General features: G+C 63.0%; 23 protein-coding genes. 11 read left to right on the top strand and 12 right to left on the bottom strand.

The genetic code is table 11. The features are described 5' to 3' along the window. The first annotated feature begins 68 nt into the window (after window positions 1-68). The gene (locus ACNQP3_RS07050) at window positions 69-1,040 is read left to right on the top strand and encodes a magnesium and cobalt transport protein CorA (protein ID WP_012271097.1); all 972 of its coding nucleotides are present in this window, start codon (window positions 69-71) and stop codon (window positions 1,038-1,040) included. A 33-nt stretch (window positions 1,041-1,073) separates the two neighbouring features. Here the strand turns inward: ACNQP3_RS07050 and ACNQP3_RS07045 are convergent, their stop codons facing one another. Continuing rightward, the gene (locus ACNQP3_RS07045) at window positions 1,074-1,805 is read right to left on the bottom strand and encodes an amidotransferase (protein WP_060494348.1); all 732 of its coding nucleotides are present in this window, start codon (window positions 1,803-1,805) and stop codon (window positions 1,074-1,076) included. Window positions 1,806-2,333: 528 nt separating this feature from the next. Here ACNQP3_RS07045 and ACNQP3_RS07040 point away from each other — a divergent pair. Then, entirely contained in the window at window positions 2,334-3,134 is an 801-nt protein-coding gene (locus tag ACNQP3_RS07040) for a cytochrome c (RefSeq protein ID WP_060514319.1), read from the top strand. 54 nt (window positions 3,135-3,188) lie between these two features. Here the strand turns inward: ACNQP3_RS07040 and ACNQP3_RS07035 are convergent, their stop codons facing one another. The 4 genes from ACNQP3_RS07035 to ACNQP3_RS07020 form a co-directional block, all read right to left on the bottom strand. Next, on the bottom strand, window positions 3,189-3,521 hold the full coding sequence (locus tag ACNQP3_RS07035) for a ribonuclease E inhibitor RraB (protein WP_012271094.1): 333 nt from the start codon (window positions 3,519-3,521) through the stop codon (window positions 3,189-3,191). Between the two features lie 176 nt (window positions 3,522-3,697). Next, window positions 3,698-3,934 (bottom strand): hypothetical protein, encoded by a 237-nt coding sequence (locus tag ACNQP3_RS07030; RefSeq protein WP_060494576.1) that lies wholly within the window; start codon window positions 3,932-3,934, stop codon window positions 3,698-3,700. A gap of 124 nt (window positions 3,935-4,058) precedes the next feature. Continuing rightward, window positions 4,059-6,116 carry an LTA synthase family protein gene (locus ACNQP3_RS07025; protein WP_060494577.1) on the bottom strand — a complete coding sequence of 686 codons (2,058 nt, stop codon included), beginning with the start codon at window positions 6,114-6,116 and terminating at the stop codon, window positions 4,059-4,061. A gap of 165 nt (window positions 6,117-6,281) precedes the next feature. Beyond that, window positions 6,282-6,473, bottom strand: coding sequence for a PLDc N-terminal domain-containing protein (locus tag ACNQP3_RS07020; protein ID WP_264316885.1), 192 nt, complete (start codon window positions 6,471-6,473; stop codon window positions 6,282-6,284). Between the two features lie 126 nt (window positions 6,474-6,599). Here ACNQP3_RS07020 and ACNQP3_RS07015 point away from each other — a divergent pair, with 126 nt between their 5' ends. Then, window positions 6,600-7,538, top strand: coding sequence for a ZIP family metal transporter (locus ACNQP3_RS07015; protein ID WP_012271090.1), 939 nt, complete (start codon window positions 6,600-6,602; stop codon window positions 7,536-7,538). Between the two features lie 149 nt (window positions 7,539-7,687). Here the strand turns inward: ACNQP3_RS07015 and ACNQP3_RS07010 are convergent, their stop codons facing one another. Then, the gene (locus tag ACNQP3_RS07010) at window positions 7,688-8,218 is read right to left on the bottom strand and encodes a hypothetical protein (RefSeq protein WP_264316884.1); all 531 of its coding nucleotides are present in this window, start codon (window positions 8,216-8,218) and stop codon (window positions 7,688-7,690) included. A 60-nt stretch (window positions 8,219-8,278) separates the two neighbouring features. Then, entirely contained in the window at window positions 8,279-8,803 is a 525-nt protein-coding gene (locus tag ACNQP3_RS07005) for an ankyrin repeat domain-containing protein (RefSeq protein WP_012271088.1), read from the bottom strand. Between the two features lie 266 nt (window positions 8,804-9,069). Here ACNQP3_RS07005 and ACNQP3_RS07000 point away from each other — a divergent pair, with 266 nt between their 5' ends. Next, window positions 9,070-9,342 (top strand): DUF3509 domain-containing protein, encoded by a 273-nt coding sequence (locus ACNQP3_RS07000; protein WP_012271087.1) that lies wholly within the window; start codon window positions 9,070-9,072, stop codon window positions 9,340-9,342. Between the two features lie 61 nt (window positions 9,343-9,403). Here the strand turns inward: ACNQP3_RS07000 and ACNQP3_RS06995 are convergent, their stop codons facing one another. From ACNQP3_RS06995 to aroC, 3 genes are all read right to left on the bottom strand, one after another. Continuing rightward, window positions 9,404-9,940 (bottom strand): oxidase, encoded by a 537-nt coding sequence (locus tag ACNQP3_RS06995; protein ID WP_012271086.1) that lies wholly within the window; start codon window positions 9,938-9,940, stop codon window positions 9,404-9,406. Further along, complete coding sequence (locus ACNQP3_RS06990) at window positions 9,940-11,094, bottom strand: MFS transporter (RefSeq protein WP_012271085.1); 1,155 nt, start codon at window positions 11,092-11,094, stop codon at window positions 9,940-9,942. Before ACNQP3_RS06990 ends, ACNQP3_RS06995 begins: the two co-directional genes overlap by 1 nt. 74 nt (window positions 11,095-11,168) lie before the next feature. Next, the gene (aroC, locus tag ACNQP3_RS06985; protein ID WP_012271084.1) at window positions 11,169-12,260 is read right to left on the bottom strand and encodes a chorismate synthase; all 1,092 of its coding nucleotides are present in this window, start codon (window positions 12,258-12,260) and stop codon (window positions 11,169-11,171) included. Window positions 12,261-12,390: 130 nt separating this feature from the next. Between aroC and ACNQP3_RS06980 the strand changes: the two genes are divergently transcribed. Together ACNQP3_RS06980 and ACNQP3_RS06975 are read left to right on the top strand one after the other, a co-directional pair. Next, window positions 12,391-13,353, top strand: coding sequence for an alpha/beta hydrolase (locus ACNQP3_RS06980; RefSeq protein ID WP_060494580.1), 963 nt, complete (start codon window positions 12,391-12,393; stop codon window positions 13,351-13,353). 65 nt (window positions 13,354-13,418) lie between these two features. Further along, window positions 13,419-14,201 carry a hypothetical protein gene (locus ACNQP3_RS06975; RefSeq protein ID WP_012271082.1) on the top strand — a complete coding sequence of 261 codons (783 nt, stop codon included), beginning with the start codon at window positions 13,419-13,421 and terminating at the stop codon, window positions 14,199-14,201. A gap of 150 nt (window positions 14,202-14,351) precedes the next feature. Here the strand turns inward: ACNQP3_RS06975 and prmB are convergent, their stop codons facing one another. Next, on the bottom strand, window positions 14,352-15,260 hold the full coding sequence (gene prmB, locus ACNQP3_RS06970; protein ID WP_012271081.1) for a 50S ribosomal protein L3 N(5)-glutamine methyltransferase: 909 nt from the start codon (window positions 15,258-15,260) through the stop codon (window positions 14,352-14,354). A gap of 179 nt (window positions 15,261-15,439) precedes the next feature. Between prmB and ACNQP3_RS06965 the strand changes: the two genes are divergently transcribed. The 5 genes from ACNQP3_RS06965 (at window position 15,440) to ACNQP3_RS06945 (ending at window position 18,149) form a co-directional block, all read left to right on the top strand. Next, a complete protein-coding gene (locus ACNQP3_RS06965; protein ID WP_012271080.1) occupies window positions 15,440-16,030 on the top strand; it encodes a cysteine hydrolase family protein in 591 nt (196 codons plus the stop codon). Between the two features lie 85 nt (window positions 16,031-16,115). Continuing rightward, window positions 16,116-16,436 (top strand): hypothetical protein, encoded by a 321-nt coding sequence (locus ACNQP3_RS06960; protein ID WP_012271079.1) that lies wholly within the window; start codon window positions 16,116-16,118, stop codon window positions 16,434-16,436. 105 nt (window positions 16,437-16,541) lie between these two features. Further along, the gene (locus ACNQP3_RS06955; RefSeq protein ID WP_012271078.1) at window positions 16,542-17,102 is read left to right on the top strand and encodes a Smr/MutS family protein; all 561 of its coding nucleotides are present in this window, start codon (window positions 16,542-16,544) and stop codon (window positions 17,100-17,102) included. A gap of 70 nt (window positions 17,103-17,172) precedes the next feature. Further along, the gene (folE, locus tag ACNQP3_RS06950) at window positions 17,173-17,718 is read left to right on the top strand and encodes a GTP cyclohydrolase I FolE (RefSeq protein WP_012271077.1); all 546 of its coding nucleotides are present in this window, start codon (window positions 17,173-17,175) and stop codon (window positions 17,716-17,718) included. Between the two features lie 59 nt (window positions 17,719-17,777). Then, the gene (locus ACNQP3_RS06945) at window positions 17,778-18,149 is read left to right on the top strand and encodes a glutaredoxin family protein (protein ID WP_264316883.1); all 372 of its coding nucleotides are present in this window, start codon (window positions 17,778-17,780) and stop codon (window positions 18,147-18,149) included. Window positions 18,150-18,218: 69 nt separating this feature from the next. Here the strand turns inward: ACNQP3_RS06945 and ACNQP3_RS06940 are convergent, their stop codons facing one another. After that, on the bottom strand, window positions 18,219-18,821 hold the full coding sequence (locus ACNQP3_RS06940) for a glutathione S-transferase family protein (RefSeq protein WP_012271075.1): 603 nt from the start codon (window positions 18,819-18,821) through the stop codon (window positions 18,219-18,221). Window positions 18,822-18,950: the final 129 nt, after the last annotated feature.

Below are 18,950 nucleotides of genomic sequence, written 5' to 3'. Positions count from 1 at the left end.
TCCGGGTTGCTCTTGAGCCGGGTACAGACCAAGCTGTACCCGTGTTCAACCGGAATAAGCGGACAACCATGGGGCGAGTCGTGGCATCGGCGGTGTACAGCGCCGGCAGAAAGGTCACCAACATCAGCATCGACGAAGGCAGCGAGTGGGCCCGCAAGCCGGGGCATTTCGTGTGGATCGGCCTGGAAGAGCCCAACGCCGAGGAACTGGCCAACTTGCAGTGCCAGTTCAACCTGCACGAACTGGCCATCGAAGATGCCCTGGAAAAGCACAGCCGGCCCAAGCTTGAAACCTTCGGCGACGCGCTGTTCATCGTCACCTATTCGCCAGTGCGCCACGAGGGCAAGCTGGAGTTCATCGAAACCCATATCTTCGCTGGCAACGGCTATATCATCACCTGCCGCAACGGCCACTCCAAATCCTACGCCATGGTTCGCCAGCGCTGCGAGGCGCGGCCATTGCTGCTGGAGCATGGCGAAGACTTCGTGCTGTATGCCCTGCTCGACTTCGTGACCGAGAACTACCAGCCGGTCAGCGAGGCCATTCATGGCGAGATCGAAGAGCTGGAGCAAAGCGTGCTGGGTGGTTCGCTGCAAGAGGATGACATCCGTCGCCTGCACAGCCTGCGCCGCGATATCCTGCGCCTGCGCCGCTACGTGGCACCGATGGTGGAAGTGAGCGAAGAACTGCAGCGGCTGAACTTCCCATTCATCGACAAGAACATGCGCCCGTACTTCCGTGATGTGCAGATCCATGTGACGCGGCAGATGGAGGACCTGGCCGGCATCCGCGACATCGCCAGCCAGACCATCGAGATCGGCATGCTGCTGGAGTCGTCACGGCAGAGCATCGTGCAGCGCAAGTTCGCAGCCTGGGCGGCGATCCTGGCGTTCCCCACGGCCATTGCCGGGGTTTACGGAATGAACTTCCAGAATATGCCGGAGCTGAGCTGGCACTATGGGTACTTTGCGGTGCTAGGGGTGATAGCGGCGGGGTGCACAGGGTTGTATGCCAGTTTCAAGAAGTCGGGCTGGCTTTGAAATTGTCGGGGCCGCGTCGCGGCCCCTTTGCCATCATGCAGCGGTATCTTTGCTCGCCGGCTGCTGGATAAAGCGCAGCATCCACTCCCCCACCAGGTCGCCCTGGTGCTCGGTGGCCAGGCTGGCCACAGCCTTGTGGTACACCTCGTCACCCAGGTAGTCCTGGCGCGCATCGAGCAGCGCGCGGGAGTAGTCATGCACGAACTCCGGGTGGCCCTGGAAGCACAGCACCTGGTCGCGAATGTGGTACGCCGCGTTCGGGCAGAAATCGCTGGAGGCAATCACCGTCGCGCCTTCCGGCAGCTCGGTCACCTGGTCCTGGTGGCTGATCAGCAAGGTCAGCTCCGACACCTCCGGGTCCATCCACGGCGCATGCGCCGCCAGCGAGTAGCGATGGATGCCCACGCCCCAGCCTTTCTCGGCCCGCTCGGCCTTGCCACCCAGGGTCAAGGCCAGCAATTGATGGCCAAAACACACACCCAGCAGCTTCTCACCGCGCTCGTACAACTTGAGCAGGTAGGCCTTGAGGGTTTGGATCCACGGGTCGGTTCCGAACGAATCGGCTTTGCTGCCCGTCACAAGGTAGGCATCGAACACTTCGTTGTCGGCGGGGTAGTCGCCGTTCATCACGTTATACACACGGAATTCGGCGGCGATCGGCTGACGCGAGAAGAGCTGCTCGAACATCCTGCCGTAGCCCTGATACTGCGCGGTCAACTCCGGTCGCAGGACATCGGTTTCAAGGATGCAGACGCGTAACGACATAGGGGTAGTCCTGAACGACATGGGTGGGAATCTGCTGTAGAGACTGACGCGAAAGGCACGTACAAGCAAGTAGGCTGCACTGACGAACGGTCACATTTCGTCGGTGCGCCGCTGGCACTTGCGCCACCGTCTAGCCAGAGCATGCCAGCCAGCTGGCACATGGCCTCATAGCAAAACGAAATCATTGAATCTGGCCATTAGAACAAAGGGTTCTCAAACATGGATGACGCACACCCTACTGTTGGTTGTATATCCACGTTCAAGAGGCAAGCAGTTCAGGCGCCACACAACGCTACTGCGATCGACCCGAAACGCGACAAGGAAGCCAACGGGTATTCAGGAATAACAACAAGAAGGCGGTCCGCCATGTTCAGACAATCGAAACTTCGCCAAGCTGGGCTTATTCTCTTCGCCACGACTTTGCTGCTGATCCTGCCGAACCTCACACGTTTGTTCGGCTGAGTGCAGCGGTGGCGGCAATGGCCAGCGCACAGGTAACCTGCTGACCTCGATGGTCGGAGATTGCCCATGCGCCACTGCCTTGCCCTGTTAGCGTTGCTCCTGAGCCTGCCACTGTCGGCGGCGCAACTGCACCTTGAACTGGGCGTCACTACGCGCCAGTGGAGCAGCGCCGAACTGCTTGACCACCCGCAAGCCCGGGATATCAGTATCGAGCAGGACGTTTCCTACAAACGCCCCATGCGCTACCGGGCAGTGCCGCTGGCCACACTGTTGGAGGGCGTGAACGCCAGCGATCACCTGCAGGCCGTGGCGCTGGATGGGTTTGCCGCCGAGATGCCCGCCGCACCACTGCTGCAGCAAGGGCCGGCACAGGCCTGGCTGGCCGTGGAAGACCCCGGCAAGCCGTGGCCGCCACTGGGCCAGGGCAAGCCAAGCGCGGGGCCGTTCTACCTGGTGTGGACTGCACCGGAGGCCAGCGGCATCCGGCCGGAACAGTGGCCGTTTCAGGTGTCCACTCTGCGCAAACTGGCCCCGGTGGAACAGCGTTTTCCCGCATTGCTGCCCGACCCGAAGCTGCCAGCCGACAACCCTGTGCGTCAGGGCTTTGCGTTGTTTCAGCAGAACTGCCTGGCATGCCACCGGCTGAACGGCGCGGGGGACGCGCAGGTGGGGCCGGATTTGAATGTGCCGCACAACCCGACCGAGTATTTTCAACCCGCCTATCTACGCAAGTTGATACGTGACCCGCAGAGCCTGCGACGGTGGCCGCAGGCGAAAATGCCTGGGTTTGCCGAGAGTGTTTTGAGCGAGCAGGAGTTGGATGCGCTGTTGGCCTATTTGGGGCATATGGCTGGGCGCAGGCCCTGAAGGCGGTGCGTGCTTCTTCGCAGGCAAGCCCGCGAAGAAGGCAACACAATACGTTCAGGCAATGGGCCGCTCTTGCTTGACGCCCCAACCTTCCACCTCTCCCCCATAAGGTGTCACCAGCTGCTCGAATGCCTCTTCGAAGTCACCGATCCCACCATGGGTGGCGTACATGACCTTGCTCAGTTCCAGGTGCCAGGCACCGTCACCCAGTTCCTTCACCTGGGCATTGAGCGATTCCCCGCGAAACTGCCCAGCCGCACGGCGGGCCCCTGTTTCATCCGGGAAAACGGCGTAGAACTCGATGGGGTGGACCTGGGTGAAGTCGAAACCGCCTGCTTTCATCTGGCGCAGGACGTTGCTGCTGATATCGTCGTTCTGGCTGCTCATGAATCGTCCTCCTGAATAAAGCAATGGATAGACTTTCCGTGCACTACGCACCTGCCGGCAGCGGCCGGGCAGTTCGAGCTGATGCAAGACGCGAATTGATGCAGTGCCCACCCACAGATCAGGCAAGCACCTTCCACCAGCGTAGTGCCTGCAAGAGCACCACGCAAACGTGTGGCTCAGAGCGCTTCGTGGATGCTGGTGATGGTCACGCCGCTATGCTCCTTGAGCCAGCGGGCGGTCGGGGAAATGGTGCGGTCCTGGAAGTCGTTGAGGTCCAGCTCGTCCATCACCGGAAACAGGTGCGAACGAATGGCCCGCGCGGCGTCCTCTTCGCTGGGACAGTGCTCGGCCCGCAGCGTCATGGTGGACGGTTCGCCTTTCTGATCGGCAAAGATGACTTCCCACTCTTTCATTGAACGCGCCCTCTCAATTCAAGAACACCAGTTGGGTGATGCCTGAATAAGTGACCTTGGGGCTGAAGGAATGTTCAGTCCGCTTTAACCGCGAATGGGCCGCATAGCGGCCCGGTTTACGGCCTTACTTAGGTGTGCCGTGCACGACACCGGCGGTGTTATCCAGCAGGCTCTTGGTCGCGGTCTGGATATACGCTTCCAGCTTCTTGAGCATTTCCGGCTGGTCTGGGCTTTCGATCAACTCGGCCTTGAACTCGCTGCCCAGCTGGTAGCGGTACATGCGCGGGGACATGTCCTTGGACTCGATCAGGATGCGGTCGCCCTGCACCAGGCCGACGATCTGTTCGCTGCCAGACGGTTTGATCATGCCAACGCCCTGGTCGCCCTCAGGCAGGTTGAGCAGGTCACGGCCCCAGCACTGATGACGGGTCTGGCCGCCCAGGCGGCCCATGATGGTCGGCACAATGTCGACCTGGGTACCCACCGTGTGGTTGACCGCACCAAACTTCTCCTGAATGCCCGGGGCAATCAGCAGCAGCGGTACGTTGAACCGGCCAAGGTCCAGCTCGGTGACCTGCTGGTGGTTGCCAAAGCCATGGTCGCCGACGATGACGAACAGGGTGTCCTTGAAGTAAGGCTCTTTACGCGCCTTCTCGAAGAACTGGCCCAGCGCCCAGTCCGAATAGCGCATGGCGGTCAAGTGCTCGTCCAGGCGGCCCTGGCCAGTCACCTTCTCTACCGGCAGGTCTTTGGGCAGCGCATAGGGCGTGTGGTTGGACAGCGTCTGCAGCAGCGCGTAGATCGGCTTCTTGCCGTCGTGCTTGGCCAGCTCCTCGTTGCCGCGGTCGAACATGTCCTGGTCAGACACACCCCAGGTCGGGTCGGAGAACACCGGGTTCACGAAGTCGTTACGGCCGATGAAGGTGGTCATGCCCTGGTTACCGAAGAAACCGGACTGGTTGTCCCAGGCAAAGTCGCCGTTGTAGACGTACACGTCGTCGTAATCACGGGCGCTGAGCAAGGCCGGCAGGCCAGACAGCTTGTGGCCGCCTTCCGGGGTCTGCATCAGGTATTCGAAACCTGGCAGGTTGGGGAAGCAGGCCATGGTGGCGAACATGCCCTGGTGGGTATGGGTGCCATTGGAGAAGAAACGGTCGAACAGCAGGCCCTCTTTGGCCAGCTTGTCGAAGTACGGGGTAATGTTGTTGGGGCTGCCCAGCGCGCCTACCGAGTGGCCGGCGAAGCTTTCCATCAGGATCACCACCACATTCTTGATCGGCAGGGTGCGCTCAGCCGGCGGCACGAAGTCGCGGCGGATGGCTGCCTCGTCGGCATCGACCAAGGTGTCGTTGGCGGTCAGCAGCTGCTCGCGCACGCTTTGCGTGGCCAGGTTCTGCTCCAGCACCGGCTTCCAGATATTGGCGCGGTCCTCGCCGAAGCGGCTCTTGGCAGCGTCGATCAGGGTCAGGGTGCCGTTCAGGCCCAGCTGGTTGACGAAGTTGGAGTCGGTGGTGAAGGCATCCCCCCAGCGCATCGGTGGGCCCTGGCGCAGGGTGCCACGGGCAGCGACCACGGCCACCAGCAAAATCACCATGAACACCGCCACACGCTTGTACCACGGCGCCACGCGCTGCAGGCCATCGCCACGGGTCGCGCGGTCGATACCTTTGAACAGCAGGCTCAGCAGCCAAGTGCCGAAGGCCCAGGCCAGCAGGTAGCGCACCACCGGGAAACCGTACCAGAGCATGCTCATGACGGTTTTCGGGTCTTCCTTGATGTACTGGAACACCAGGCCGTTCAGGCGCTGGTGGAACTCGCGGTAGAAGTCCATTTCCATCAGGCCGAGGAACATCACCACGCTCGAGGCGAGGGTCAGCCAGAAACGGAACACGCCGCGCCGCGCCATGGCCCAAGGGCTGAGGATGGCCAGCAGCAGCGGAATGCTGATGTACACCACCACCCGCAGGTCGAAGCGCAAGCCGTTGACGAAGCCTTCGGCGACGGTCGAATAAGGGGTCTCGCCGATCATGTCGCTGTTGTAGACCAGCAGCGCCAGGCGCACGAGGCTGAGCATCAGCATGATCACCAGGCCGCTGAGCAGCGTGTAGGCCAGGTGGGATTTCAGGGTCGGCGAAAGCGACGTTCGCGCGCCCTGTTGCTTCAAGGCGTCCGTGTTAGCCATGAATGGGAAGGTCCTAGGATTGCGGTTTGCGAAGAGGCGGTGGCGCTAGACCAACGCAGCATTGTGCGGGTGCGGATTCTGTTTAAACCAATGTGAAAATTTTGTCACGGCCCCATTACCGCTTATGTCTGTTTCACCGCACCCGCAGCGAGCAACTCACATGGCTCAGATCCGCACATTCCCCCGCGGCCCGGCAATCGCCCAGATCACCAGCCCTACCACCGGCAGCAGGGCAATGAGCAGTATCCACAACACCTTGATGCCCACCTCGCTGCCACTCTTGATCACATTGAGGATGGCCCAGATGTCCAGCGCCAGAATGATCAGCCCGATCAGGCTGTTGAATGTAGACCCCATGCCTAAACTCCTGTCCAGAGGCTTTGCTGCACAGCATAGTCAGCTATCGCGCCAATAGAAGGGAATCCTTGGCGATTGGCGCAGGTCCCTGAGTAGACTGCCAGTATTCATTGATTCGAGGTTCGCATGCCCCCCGCCCATAGCCAAAGCGCCGCTCCATCCTCACTGCTGCACGCCTGGCGCCAGCAGGTTACCAGTACCCCTTGGCTCAGCGCCGGCCTGGGGCTGAGCCTGCTGGCCGTGTGCGTGCTGCTGGCCGCCAGCTTCTGGAACGCAGTGAACGGCGACCATGCCGACAACCTGCACCTGGCCGTACTGGGCGGGCTGTCCGGTTTTGGCGCCACCGCGCTGGGCGCGGTGCTGGCGGTGGTGCTGCGCGATGTCAGCGCGCGTACCCAGGACGTGATGCTGGGCTTTGCCGCCGGCATGATGCTGGCCGCCAGCTCGTTTTCGTTGATTCTGCCGGGCCTGGACGCTGCCCGCGAGATCACCGGCAACGGCCCGGCTGCGGCGTTTACCGTCGTGTTGGGCATGGGCCTGGGGGTGCTGCTGATGCTGGGCCTGGACCGTTTCACCCCACATGAACACGAAAGCACCGGCCCGTGCGGCCCCGAAGCCGAGCGCATCAGCCGAGTCTGGTTGTTCGTGCTGGCGATTACCCTGCATAACCTGCCTGAAGGCATGGCGATTGGCGTGAGCTTTGCCAACGGCGATATGAACATCGGCCTGCCGCTGACCAGCGCCATTGCCATCCAGGACATCCCCGAGGGGCTGGCCGTGGCGTTGGCCTTGCGTGCCACGGGCCTGTCGAACCTGAAGGCCGCGCTGGTGGCGATAGGGTCGGGGCTGATGGAGCCGCTGGGGGCGGTGATCGGGCTGGGGATCTCGACCGGCTTTGCCCTCGCCTACCCCATCAGCATGGGGCTGGCGGCGGGGGCCATGATCTTTGTGGTAAGCCACGAGGTGATTCCCGAAACCCACCGCAACGGGCACCAGACAGCAGCGACCCTGGGGTTGATGGGTGGGTTTGCGGTGATGATGTTCCTGGATACCGCATTAGGCTGAGGCTAAACACCGGCCTGTAGGAGCGGCCTTGCGTCGCGATGGGGCGCGAAGCGGCCCCAGCATTTTCAGCTTCGCCGCATAAAATGCCGGGGCCGCTTCGCGGCCCTTTCGCGACACAAGGCCGCTCCTACAAGGAACCGCGCCAGGCTTTAGATGTGTACGGCGACTTTCAGGGCTTCCAAGGCCGGCTCGACCTTGATGCCCAGCTCTGCTCCCAGCTTCAGCACCCGCGCCAGGTCGTTCTGCCCCACCATCACCATCTGCAGTTCGTCGTCCAGCAGTTGGCTGAAGTTCAGCAGCACATAACCACCGGCCTCCTTGTTCAGCGCGCCCATCTGCACCTGGATGCGATTGAGCGCGGTCAGTGGCTCGGTACGGGCCAGCTGCTTGGGCTTGAGGGTAAACGGCACGCTGTTGTCGAACGAATCGCTGATCTGCTGGAACAGGTCCTGATAGCTGTCGGCCTGGAACACCACGGTGTCCGGCAGGCTGCCCAGCACCACCCATTCGCCCAGCGGGATCGGGAAGCTGTCGTCGTAATTGATATCAGGGTTGGCGGCCAGGAAGGCGACAGGGTCGGCGTAGGCCTCGGCGGCCTCGGCGGCGATGCGCTCGATGTCTGCCTCGCGCATGCAGCCGGCGCCAATGAGGCTGATGAATTCGAGCAACTGAGTTTTCATGAAAGGGGGCCTGCGACGGGTGAAAAGTCGCCAAGGATAGCCGCAAATGCCCCCAGGCGGTTAGCCGGCCAGCGCTTGCAGGCGTGCGGCGGCGTCCACCGCGCCCATGGTCTGGGCCGCCATCAGCGCCGTGGCGCCGCGTGCATCCTGGCGCGCCGGGTCGGCGCCCTGGGCCAACAAGTAGTCGATGATTTCGCTGCGGTTGAACATGGCTGCCAACATCAGCGCAGTACGCCCATCCTGCGCGGCGGCATCCACTGGCACACCGTGCTCAAGCAACAGGCGAATCATCGCCAGATCCCCCTTGAACGCTGCACCGGCAATAGGCAGTTGGCCGTTGTCGTTGGCAATCAATGGGTCGGCACCTTGCGCCAGCAACACGCGCACCGCGTCATGCTGGCCATGGTAACTGGCCAGCATCAGCAGGGTGTCGCCCTTGTGGTTGCGCAGGTTGGGCGGCAGGCCACTGGCAAGCAGGCGCCCGAGCATGTCGGCGTCGCCCTGACGGGCACGTTCGAACACCTGCTCGGCGAATGCAGCGGCTTCGTCATCGTTCATGGTGGCGGGTGCGGTTTGGCTGGACATCGGGAACCTCCTGGCATATTTGATTGCCCAAGTTTTCGTCAGGCATGCCATTGCGGTCAAAGGTTCAGATTCTATAGGGCCGATAGGCAAATCCCGACCCGTGCAAAATGCACTGTGCAAAATGCACGACCATGCAGCCTGCACGATGCCGCTTCCGTAAATAACCCGTAAGAGCCTGTATTTACTGGGCTTTTCGCTAATCAGCGTTCTGGCACGGTCACTGCAACCATCAACTCACGTCTGCCCTACAACAGCCAGGAGTTGATATGGACCTCATCCAGCAAAAGTTCGTTTCGGTATTTTCGGCCTATCAGGTGAATACCCAAGCCCGCCCCGATGGCGGTGTGCTGCTTACCCTGCGTGCGGCGGATGGCAAGGTTACCCGCCGGGTGCTGACCTATGGGCAACTGCACAGTGCCGAACAGCTGTCCTGGGCGATCAGTGCCATCCGTCGCGACTTGGCCGAGCAGGCCAGTGAGTTGCCGGTGATTACCATGCTGCAGAGCCAACAGCGGTTTGCCTTGCCGACCTACCGTTGAATTTGAAACTGCCTGACATGGCCTCTTCGCGGGCTTGCCCGCAAAGAGGTCGGTAGGGCCACTACAGTTCGTCAATCCCCAAAAACGCCCGTGCAGCCACATCCCCGGTGAACCGCGCCTGCACGCCCTGCTCGCTGCCGTACAAGCGCAACGCCAGGCAAAACGGCGTGTCGCCCAGCTCAACCCAGCGGCGCGTCCCCGCCGGTATCACAAGCTGGTCACCTTTCTCGCACAGCACCGAATACACCCAGCCGCCCAACCGCAGGCCCACCTGCGCACGCCCTCCGACCACGGCAAACACCTCGTCGGCGTCATGCACATGCTCATCGCGCACATCGACCTGTACCGGGTCCTCACCGTCACGGTTCAACAGCACGAACGCCTTGCTGCCATGCCCCGTCATCAACTGGTCCAGGTATACACGGCAAGCGCCCAGCACCTCATCCTGGGCCGTACCGGGGCGCACCCGCAGGCCATGCTCGGCATGGGCAAAGCGCACTCCGTGCTCGGCCAATGTGGCAGCGATGTCATCGTGGTGAGTCAGCACCTTGTTCGGCAGTGCCGGGCTGTCGGGGTGGAAAACGCTGAGAATACTCATCAGGGGCGGGTCCTGGTCGATTGCGAACGAAGGGCAATGATAACGGCTGCGGCCAAGGCTGCGGCACTGGCCATACCAAAGGTGAAGGTGGGGCCCAACAGCTTCCAGCTGTAGCCTGAGTACAACGCCCCCAACGCACCGCCGGTACCCGACAGCGCCGCGTACAGCGCCTGGCCCTGACCCTGCTGACGGGCGCCGAAGCTGGCCTGCACAAAGGCAATGCTGGCGGCATGGAAGCAGCCGAAAGTGGCCGCATGCAGCAACTGGGCGAATATCAGCACGGCCGGCTCACCTGCCAGATTGCCCAGCAACAACCAGCGTATGGCCGCCAGCAGGAAGCTGGCCAGCAACACCCGCTGCACGCTGAAACGGGCGAACAGGCGGCTCATGACCATGAACATCAGCACCTCGGCCACTACCCCCAGCGCCCACAACAGGCCAATGGCACCGCGCGTGTAGCCCAGGTGCTCCAGGTGCAGGGTAAGGAACGTGTAATACGGCCCGTGGCTGAGCTGCATCAACGCCACGCAGGCGTAGAACGCCATCACCCCCGGGGCGCGCAACTGCTGCAGGAAGCCACCCGCGCCGCTGCGCTCGCCCTGCTCCAGCGGCTGGGCATTGGGTACCCACAGGCTGGCGGCGACGATGCCAGCCATGATCGTGACCAGCGCCACCGGGTAGATATCCAGGCTCAGCCATTCGAACAAGCGGCCCAGGCCAACTACCGTGAGAATGAAGCCAATCGAGCCCCACAGGCGCACCTGGCTGTAGCGCGACGTTTGCCCGTGCAGGTGGGCCAGGGTGATGACTTCGAACTGCGGCAGCACCGCATGCCAGAAGAACGCGTGCAGGGCCATCACCAGTGCCAGCCAGGCGTAGCTTTTGCCGAAGAAGATCAGGGCGAAGGTGGCCAGTGTCGACAACGCGCCCAACCGCACGATCAACAACCGCTGGCCGGTACGGTCGCCCAGCCAGCCCCACAGGTTGGGGGCGATGCAGCGCATCAGCATGGGGATGGCCACCAGCTCGCCGATGCGTGCCGGGGAAAAACCCAGGTGGTCGAAGTACAGCGCCAGGAAGGGGGCGGTGGAGCCTAGCAGGGCGAAGTAGAACAGGTAGAAGCTGGACAAGCGCCAGTAGGGGATGGGCTGCATGAGATAGCCTTGTGGCGACCTGCATCGGCCTCTTCGCGGCGGTTAGACGCCGCGAGGAGGCCGGCACGGGTGGATCAGAGCTGGCCCAGCACCGGGGTATTCACCTTCACATCGGCATTTTGCGCGCGGTGACGCAGCAGGTGGTCCATCAGCGCGATGGCCATCATCGCCTCGGCGATCGGCGTGGCACGGATGCCCACGCACGGGTCGTGGCGGCCTTTGGTGATGACGTCCACCGGGTTGCCGTCGATATCGATCGAGCGGCCTGGGGTGGTGATGCTGGAAGTGGGTTTCAACGCCAGGTGGGCAACGATCGGCTGGCCCGAGGAGATGCCACCCAGGATGCCGCCAGCGTTGTTGCTGAGGAAGCCTTGCGGGGTCAGCTCGTCACGGTGTTCGGTGCCGCGCTGGGCAACGCTGGCGAAACCGGCGCCGATTTCCACACCTTTGACCGCGTTGATGCTCATCAGTGCATGGGCCAGTTCCGCGTCCAGGCGGTCGAAGATCGGCTCACCCAGGCCAGGCATGACACCTTCGGCGACCACGGTGATCTTGGCGCCCACCGAGTCCTGGTCACGGCGCAACTGGTCCATGTAGGCCTCAAGCTCTGGCACTTTGTCCGGGTCGGGGCTGAAGAAGGCGTTCTGCTCCACCGATTCCCAGGTTTTGAACGGGATTTCGATCGGGCCCAGCTGGCTCATGTAGCCGCGCACGGTGATGCCCTGGCTGGCCAGGTACTTCTTGGCGATAGCACCGGCCGCCACGCGCATGGCGGTTTCACGGGCCGAGCTGCGGCCACCGCCACGGTAGTCGCGAACGCCGTACTTGTGATGGTAGGTGTAGTCGGCGTGGGCCGGGCGGAACAGGTCCTTGATGGCCGAGTAGTCCTTGGACTTCTGGTCGGTGTTGCGGATCAGCAGGCCGATCGAGCAGCCGGTGGTGCGGCCTTCGAACACGCCGGAGAGGATTTCCACCTCGTCGGCTTCCTGGCGCTGGGTGGTGTGACGGCTGGTGCCGGGCTTGCGCCGGTCGAGGTCGTGCTGCAGGTCGGCGAGGGAAATTTCCAGGCCTGGTGGGCATCCATCGACAATGGCGACCAACGCCGGACCATGGCTCTCGCCAGCGGTGGTGACAGTGAACAGCTTGCCGTAGGTATTGCCGGACATGGACGCTCCGCGAGATCTGCCTGAAATGGACGAAAAGCAGGCAGTATACAGATGGATGGGTTGTCTGTGCTGGCCTTCGAACCTTCCCGCAAACATTGGGTCAAAGCACCATCTCCCCATGTAGTACCGCATGATGCCGCGCCTCGTCGCTTTCCTCTTCCTGCTGTGCACCGGCCTGGCCCAGGCCGCCGCACCCACCGTACTGCAACGCCCGATCGACCTGGACACCGGCCAAGGCGTGTTGCACGGCAGCCTGCTGCTGCCACAACAGGCCACGCCGCCGCCGGTGGTACTGATCATTGCCGGCTCCGGCCCCACCGACCGTGACGGCAACAACCCGGCCTCGGGCAGGGTCGACAACCTCAAGCGCCTGGCCCTGCTGTTGGCCAACGAGCACATCGCCAGCGTGCGCTACGACAAGCGCGGCGTGGCCGCCAGCCAGCCGGCCACACCTGACGAGCGTGACCTCAGCGTGGAGCGCTATGTAGCCGATGTGGTCGCCTGGAGCCACAAGCTCAAAGCCGACCCGCGCTTCGGCCCGCTGATCCTCATCGGCCACAGCGAAGGGGCACTGATCGCCAGCCTGGCCGCCGAACAGGCCGGTGCCAGCGCGGTGATCACCCTGGCCGGCAGCGGCCGGCCTATGGCCGACGTATTGCGCGAGCAACTGGCCCTGCGCCTGCCCCCGGCGCAACTGGCCGGTGGCAGCGCCCTGCTCGACCGCTTGCAGGCCGGGCAAACCAGCCTCGAAGTGCCGGCACCCTTGCGCCAGGTGTTTCGCCCCAGCGTGCAGCCGTACCTGATCTCGCTGTTCCAGCAAAACCCGGCAGCCGCCTTTGCCCGCCTGCCCATGCCCGCGCTGATCGTGCAGGGGCGCAACGATGTGCAGGTGGACGTGGCAGACGCCCAACGGCTGAAGGCGGCCAAGCCGGACGCGCAGCTGGTGCTGATCGACGGCATGAACCACATGCTGCGCATCAGCCCCAAAAGCATGAGCCAGCAGCGCGACAGCTACCTCAACCCCGAACTGCCGCTGGCGCGCGAGCTGGGTGAGCGAATTGTGACGTTCATCCAGCATTTGCCTTCGGCGTGAGGCAATGGGGCTCAGGTCTCGGGCAAGCCTGCCGATACAGCAGGCATAGCCGAGGACAAGCCCTGATGACCATCGCCCCCGCCGCCGTAGAGCCGGCCGAAGCCCCCCAGGAAAGCCCCGCCCTGCCCTGGGCCGAGCTTGCCGCCGAACACTTCCAGCTGCTGCGCCTGGCCGCACTGCCCACCGACCGCAGCACCGGCGCCCGGCCGCTGCGCTTTGTGCAGTTCGGCTATGCCGAGCGCCATGACAAGGCGCACAGCCTGCTGCGCATGGAAATCCAACTGCCCGGCCAGAAGGTGCACAAAGAGCAGAACCGCCTGGACATCCGTGTCGACCATGCCGAGCGCCTGGTGCGCATTGGCAATGAGCATGGCCTGCAACTGGAGCCCGTGAACCGTGGCATCGGCCGCTTCATGCTGGCCCAGGCGGCGCAGTGGCTGCAGCGCAAATGGTCGCACTACCAGGTAGTGGGCATGGCGTTGCCAAGCAAGGATGCGCTGAACGAAGACTCCCGCCTGCGCCGTGACAACTGCCTGCGCGGGGTAGGTATCGAGGTGGAATACGAGGACAGCCAGCACCTGAAGGGCCGTACCGTGGACATGACCGTCGGCCAGCTGAAGGCCGCCTGGAGCAACGAGCGCCTGCAGCGGGTTGACATTCTGGATGCTGCCAACCTGTTGCAGCAGGCGGACCAGCAGTTGCAGGAAAAAGAAGCGCAACTGCGCGAGCGCGATGAGCGGGTGGCCAAGTACCACCGCGAAGACAGCGGTTTGCGCTTCACCATTACCTGCCTGGTGGCGTTTGCGGTGTTTCAGGCAGGGTTGTTGATCTGGATTGCCACCCGCTGAGGCCGCTTCAGCCGGTGGGGATTGGGGCCGCTTTGCGGCCCATCGCGACACAAGGCCGCTCCTACAGGGGCAGCGTAACCTTGGGGGAAACGCGTCTGCCTGTAGGAGCGGCCTTGTGTCGCGATGGGCTGCAAAGCAGCCCCAAATGGGTCAGACCCGGGCCTTGAACAATTCCTGATGCTGGCGGCACTGCTCAGCCGTCAGCATGAACACCCCATGCCCGCCGCGCTCGAACTCCAGCCAGGCAAAGTCCACTTCAGGGTACAACGCCTCGACATGCACCTGGCTGTTGCCCACTTCGACAATCAGCAAACCTTTGTCGGTCAGGTGGTCGGCCGCTTCGGCCAGCATCCGCCGTACCAGGTCCAGGCCGTCGTTGCCGCAGGCCAGGCCCAGCTCGGGCTCGTGGTGGTACTCGGCCGGCATGTCGTCGAAGTCTTCGGCATCGACATACGGCGGGTTGGACAGGATCAGGTCGAAACGCTGCCCCGGCAAACCGCCAAAGCCATCGCCCTGCACGGTATACACGCGGGTGTCCAGGCCATGGCGCTCGATATTCTGGTTGGCCACTTCAAGGGCCTGGAACGACAAGTCGGCCAGCACCACCTCGGCCTCGGGGAACACCTCCGCGGCGACGATGCCGATGCAGCCCGAGCCCGTGCACAGGTCGAGAATGCGTGCCGGCTCGCTGGCCAGCCACGGCTCGAAACGTTTTTCGATCAGCTCGCCAATCGGCGAACGCGGCACCAGCACCCGCTCGTCGACGATGAACGACATGCCGCAGAACCAGGCCTCGCCCAGCAGGTAGGCGGCCGGCACGCGTTCTTCGATACGGCGTTTGAGCAGGTGCTGCAGGCGTACCCGCTCGTCGTCCTCGAGCATGCAATCCAGGTAGCTGTCGGCCACCTCCCATGGCAGGTGCACCGCACCGAGCACCAGCAGGCGGGCCTCGTCCCAGGCGTTGTCGGCACCGTGGCCGAAGAACAGGTCGTGCTCGTGGAAGCGGCTCACCGCCCAGCGGATGTAGTCGCGCAACGTGCGCAGACGGGATGTGATCACGGGGTACTCCTATTTCAGACCGGACAAAAGTCTAACAGTCCCACCCGCACATTTGTTCGTTTGCCTTGCCCAAAGGCTAGCCACAGGCCAGTAACCATGCCGCTTGCGTTGTCAACCATTCCCATTGGCGTCAAGGCAGGGGACAATAGGTATACAAAAGCCCTTCCAAGGAGCCCTTGATGTCCGTTCCAACCACGATGTTCCGCCTCACTGGCCGCGACTACCCGCCGGCCAAGCTGAGCCACGCCAGCCTGATCATCATCGATGCGCAAAAGGAGTACCTCAGCGGTCCCCTGCAGCTGTCGGGCATGGACGAGGCCGTGGCCAACATCGCCAGGTTGCTCGACGCCGCGCGTAAAAGCGGCCGTCCGATCATCCATGTTCGCCACCTGGGCACTGTCGGTGGCCGCTTCGATCCACAGGGGCCGGCCGGCCAGTTCATTCCGGGGCTCGAGCCACTGGAAGGCGAAATCGTCATCGAAAAACGCATGCCCAACGCATTCAAGAACACCCAACTGCACGAAACGCTGCAGGCGCTGGGCCACCTGGACCTGATCGTCTGTGGTTTCATGAGCCACTCCAGCGTCAGCACTACCGTTCGCCGCGCCAAGGACTATGGTTACCGGTGCACCCTGGTGGAAGACGCCTCGGCCACCCGCGACCTGGCCTTCAAGGACGGGGTGATCCCGGCCGCACAGATTCACCAGTGCGAAATGGCCGTGATGGCCGACAACTTCGCTTGCGTGGCACCCACCGCCAGCCTGATCTGAACCACTGGCAAGACCGCCCGGCAGCCGGGCGGAACCCGATGGGCGGCAGCAGGTCGAATTCCGGATATCCACAGAGGAGAGCGGAATGAAGCTTAAAGGCAGTTTCGACGCCAAGCGCCTGCGCACGCGCGAGCCGCGTAACTGGGGCGCCCGCCTGGCGGCCGGCCTGTCGGCGCTGCTGGCGACCCTGGGCGTGCTGCTGGCCATGGCCGGCTTTGCCGGCCTGCTGGGCAACTACCCCGCCCTGCAGGAACTCAATGCCAACAAACCGCTGTCCAGCATCCTTACCGGGGCTGGGTTGCTGCTGCTATGGCTGGGCGTGCGCTTCTGGCGGCGCAGCCGTATCCGTTTGCGCCGCGGGCGGGAATTGAACCTGTCGCCGCACCTGATGAAAAAACACGACTGACAGCTATGCTGCGGTCGCGCCCCTTGTGGGAGCGGCCAATCAGACCCGACATGGCTGCACAGGGCCCCACAGTCGCGTAAACTACGCCGCCTACGTGGAGGCATCATGCAAGACGACGATTTTTCCCTGTTCAAGGCCGAAGTGCGTGGCGTAAAGCAAATCCGCCACGACCGCGCCGAAGTCGGCAAGCCCAAGGCCGACCGCCAGAAACTGGCTGGCCTGCGCCAGGCGGCGACCGTGCGCAGTGACAAGGCCCTGGTCATCGACGGCATGTCCGACCTGTTCGTCATCGACGTAGGCGCCGAAGACGAACTGATGTGGCGCCGCGACGGCGTGCAGGAAGGCCAGCTGCGCAAGCTCAAGCTGGGGCAGATCCCGTTCGAGGGCAGCCTCGACCTGCACGGCATGACCGTGGAAAAGGCCCGCGAAACCCTGTGGGACTTCATCGCCGAAGCCACCAAACTGGAAGTGCGCTGCGTGCGGGTGACCCACGGCAAGGCCGCACGCCTGGATGGCAAGCGCCCGATGATCAAAAGCCACGTCAACACCTGGCTGCGCCAGCACCCGCAGGTGCTCGGTTTTGCCTCCTGCAGCGCCCGCCATGGCGGCACTGGCGCGGTGTATGTGATGCTCAAGCGAACCATGCTCGAAGGCCGCGACGAGTAACGCCGCGCTTGCAGCGCCGCCCTCACCGCCGTACCCTTCGTTTTTGCGATTTTTTCCCACAGGTAGATCCATGTCCCTGGAACAGAACTACACCGAGATCCTCAGCCAGATTGGCGAGGACGTCTCCCGTGAGGGCCTGCTCGACACGCCCAAGCGGGCTGCAAAGGCGATGAAGTACCTTTGCCGCGGTTATGAGCAAACACTGGAAGAGGTCACCAACAACGCGCTGTTCAGCTCTGATAACAGCGAAATGGTGCTGGTCCGGGACATCGAGCTGTATTCGATGTGCGAACACCACATGCTGCCGTTCATCGGCAAGGCACACGTGGCCTACCTGCCCAAGGGCAAGGTCCTTGGCCTGTCGAAGGTGGCGCGCATCGTCGACATGTACGCCCGCCGCCTGCAGATCCAGGAAAACCTCAGCCGCCAGATCGCCGAAGCCGTGCAGCAGGTTACCGGTGCCGCCGGTGTGGCCGTCGTGGTCGAAGCCAAGCACATGTGCATGATGATGCGCGGTGTCGAGAAGCAGAATTCGACCATGATCACCTCGGTGATGCTGGGTGAATTCCGCGAAAACGCCGCCACCCGCAGCGAGTTCCTCAGCCTGATCAAGTGATTGGCTGCTGACCCCGAGCCGACCCCTGCGGGTCGGCTTTTGCATTTCAGGAGTTGCCCATGATCGTCAAAGCCCTGCGGGTTGGCCTCGGCCAGCTTATCGTCTTCGGTGACTGGATCAGCCGCCCGGCCAAGCGCAAGCGTGACGCCGCCGCCCAGGCCCGCGTCGAGCAAGCGGCCAAGGGCCTGGCGCTGTACCAGTTCCATGCCTGCCCGTTCTGCGTCAAGACCCGCCGCACCCTGCATCGCCTGAACGTACCGGTAGCGCTGTGCGACGCCAAGAACGACCCGGTGCACCGCCAGGCCCTGCAGGAAGGTGGCGGCCGGGTGAAAGTGCCTTGCCTGCGCATTGAAGAAGCCGGCAAGGTGACCTGGATGTACGAGTCCAAGGCCATCATTGCCTACCTGGATGAGCGGTTTGCTTCGGTCTGACAGGTCGTAGCTTTCGTGTATCGGCCTCTTCGCGGGCAAACCCGCGAAGAGGCCGATACAAGCTGAAGATCATCCCACCATCGGCACATGCCGTGGGTGGCTGCTGACCCGCTCCAGCCAGGCCCTTACCGCCGGGTAATCGGCCAGGTCGAAACCGCCCTGCTGCGCCACATGGGTGTAGGCATACAACGCCACATCGGCAATCGAGTATTGCTCACCCACCAGGTACGGCGTCATCTGCAGCTGCCGCTCCATCACCTTCAGCGCCTTGTAGCCGCCCTTGTGCAGCTTGCGGTACTCCTCCAGGCGCTCGTCCGGCAGCCCCAGGTAAAACTGGATGAACCGCGCCACGGCGATGTACGGCTCATGGCTGTACTGCTCGAAGAACTGCCACTGCAACACCTGCGTGCGCAGGCGCGGCTCGCTGGGCAGGAACTCGCTGCCATCGGCCAGGAAGTTGAGAATGGCGTTGGACTCCCACAGGTAGCTGCCGTCCTCCAGCTCCAGTACCGGCACCTTGCCGTTGGGGTTCATCGCCAAAAACTCGGGCGTTTCGGTCTCGCCCTTGAGGATGTCCACCGGGTGCCATTCATACGGCCGACCCAGCAAGCTCAACATCAGCTTGACCTTGTAGCAGTTGCCCGACTGGTAGTCGCCATAGACCTTGTACATCGCCCCTCCACTGCCAAGCAGTTTTGCAATTGCGCCCAATAGTTGGTGACTGTACGGCTAAATGCAATGGCCGCTGTATGGCAAGGATCAACCTTGCGCGCTGTAGTCTGAAAAAACTGCTTACACCTT

Origin of the sequence: Pseudomonas sp. LFS074, from assembly GCF_047978165.1 — a bacterium.
GTDB classification, from domain to species: Bacteria; Pseudomonadota; Gammaproteobacteria; order Pseudomonadales; family Pseudomonadaceae; genus Aquipseudomonas; species Aquipseudomonas putida_P.
The sequence above is the reverse complement of the archived record's forward strand: the minus strand, read 5'-3'. Positions and strand labels throughout refer to the sequence as shown.